The sequence below is a fragment of the Prevotellamassilia timonensis genome (assembly GCF_021531665.1).
Classification (GTDB): Bacteria; Bacteroidota; Bacteroidia; order Bacteroidales; family Bacteroidaceae; genus Alloprevotella.
This window is the reverse complement of record NZ_JADYUH010000101.1, coordinates 1-2,256: the sequence shown is the minus strand read 5'-3', so window position 1 is coordinate 2,256 and position 2,256 is coordinate 1. Positions and strand designations below refer to the sequence as shown.

1 rRNA gene is annotated in these 2,256 nt (G+C 53.5%); it reads right to left on the bottom strand.

Features of this window, described 5'->3' with window-relative positions:
• A 23S ribosomal RNA gene (locus tag I6E40_RS10500) occupies window positions 1-2,146 on the bottom strand; the annotation flags it as partial.
• Window positions 2,147-2,256 lie beyond the last annotated feature (110 nt).

Genomic DNA, 2,256 nt, shown 5'->3' with positions numbered 1-2,256 from the left:
AGTCTCCGGCCTATCCTACACATCCGCTGCCCGGTCACAGCGTTAAGCTGCAGTAAAGGTTCACGGGGTCTTTTCGTCCCATCGCGGGGAATCGGCATCTTCACCGATACTACAATTTCACTGGAATCACGGTCGAGACAGTGTCCGGATCATTACACCATTCGTGCAGGTCGGAACTTACCCGACAAGGAATTTCGCTACCTTAGGACCGTTATAGTTACGGCCGCCGTTTACCGGGGCTTCAATTCGTGCCTTCTCTTGCGATGAGCACTCCTCTTAACCTTCCGGCACCGGGCAGGTGTCAGACTGTATACTGCTTCTTTCGAATTTGCACAGCCCTGTGTTTTTGCTAAACAGTTGCCTGGACCTATTCTCTGCGCCTCACATCGCTGTGAGGACCCCTTATTCCGAAGGTACGGGGTCAATTTGCCTAGTTCCTTAACCGTGAATCTTCCAAGCGCCTTGGTATTTTCTACCCAACTACGTGTGTCCGTTTGCGGTACGGGTGCCGCAGATGTTAAAGCTTAGCGGATTTTCTCGGGAGCATGATTACCTTCGCTATCGGCGCACCCGAAGGATTGCCGTACTGTCAAGTTCGACTCTAAGGGTGGATTTGCCTGCCCTTATCTACGTCTACACTCTTTAACGTGCGTTTCCGTCAGCACGCGGAAGTGTCACTTCTCCGTCTCCACATCGCCACCTGCGCCAGTAACGGAATATTAACCGTTTCTACCATCGGGGGACGCCGTTCGGCTTGCCCTTAGGACCCGACTAACCCCGGGCCGATTAACGTTGCCCGGGAAACCTTAGTCTTTTGGCGAGAGCGCATCTCACGCTCTTTATCGTTACTTATACCTACATTTGCTTTTCATGACGCTCCAACATGGGTCATCCCACATCTTCGGCGCATCATGAATGCTCCCCTACCGATGTGCAAAGCACATCCCGCGGATTCGGCGGCGCGTTTCATACCCGATTATTATCCACGCACAGTCCCTCGACTAGTGAGCTGTTACGCACTCTTTGAATGAATGGCTGCTTCCAAGCCAACATCCTAGCTGTCATGGGGACCGCACTTCGTTAGACTAACTTAACGCGCACTTCGGGGCCTTTGCCGGCGGTCTGGATTCTTCTCCTCTCGGGCACGGACCTTAGCACCCATGCCCTCACTCCCGGGATAAACTTGTGAGCATTCGGAGTTTGTCCGGACTTGATAGGCGGTGAAACCCTCGCATCCGATCAGTCGCTCTACCTCTCACAACCAGTCCCGAGGCTGCACCTAAATGCATTTCGGGGAGTACGAGCTATCTCCAAGTTTGATTGGCCTTTCACTCCTACCCTCACCTCATCCAGAAGCTTTTCAACGCTTATTGGTGCGGTCCTCCATCCGGTGTTACCCGGACTTCAACCTGGACAAGGGTAGATCACTTGGTTTCGCGTCTGCCGCAACGGACTTAACGCCTCGTTAGGACTCGCTTTCGCTTCGGGTGCGTGCATCTTTGCACTTACCCTCGCCGGTCACGGCAACTCGTAGGTTCATTATGCAAAAGGCACGCCGTCACACCATAAAAGGTGCTCCGACCGCTTGTAGGCGTACGGGTTCAGGAACTATTTCACTCCGCTGCGCGCGGTGCTTTTCACCTTTCCCTCACGGTACTGGTTCACTATCGGTCTCTTGCGAGTATTTAGCCTTGGCGGATGGGCCCGCCGGATTCACACAGGATTTCTCGTGTCCCGCGCTACTCAGGATCCTGCTACGCTTCAAATGGCTTCGTGTACCGGCCTATCACCGTCTGCGGAGGAACTTTCCAGAACCTTCCACTCACCATCAGTCTTGCGATGTCGCAGTCCTACAACCCCGCTCATGCCTTGCGACATCAGCGGTTTGGGCTCTTCCCCGGTCGCTCGCCACTACTGGGGGAATCATATTTTATTTTCTCTTCCTACGGGTACTAAGATGTTTCAGTTCCCCGCGTTCGCCTTCCGCATGAGCGGAATGACAGGCCTTCAGCCTGCCGGGTTTTCCCATTCGGACATCTGCGGATCAAGGGTTGTTTGCACCTACCCGCAGCTTTTCGCAGCTTACCACGTCCTTCATCGCCTGCAAGAGCCTAGGCATCCACCGTACGCCCTTTCGTACTTGCTATCACCGCCCGAAGGCGGTGTCTGCTGGAAACCGAGAATCCTATTCTAAGATTCTCAGGCGTCTCATTGTAGTGTATTACCTTTATGCTTTTTCTTATCTTGAAGTGTCTC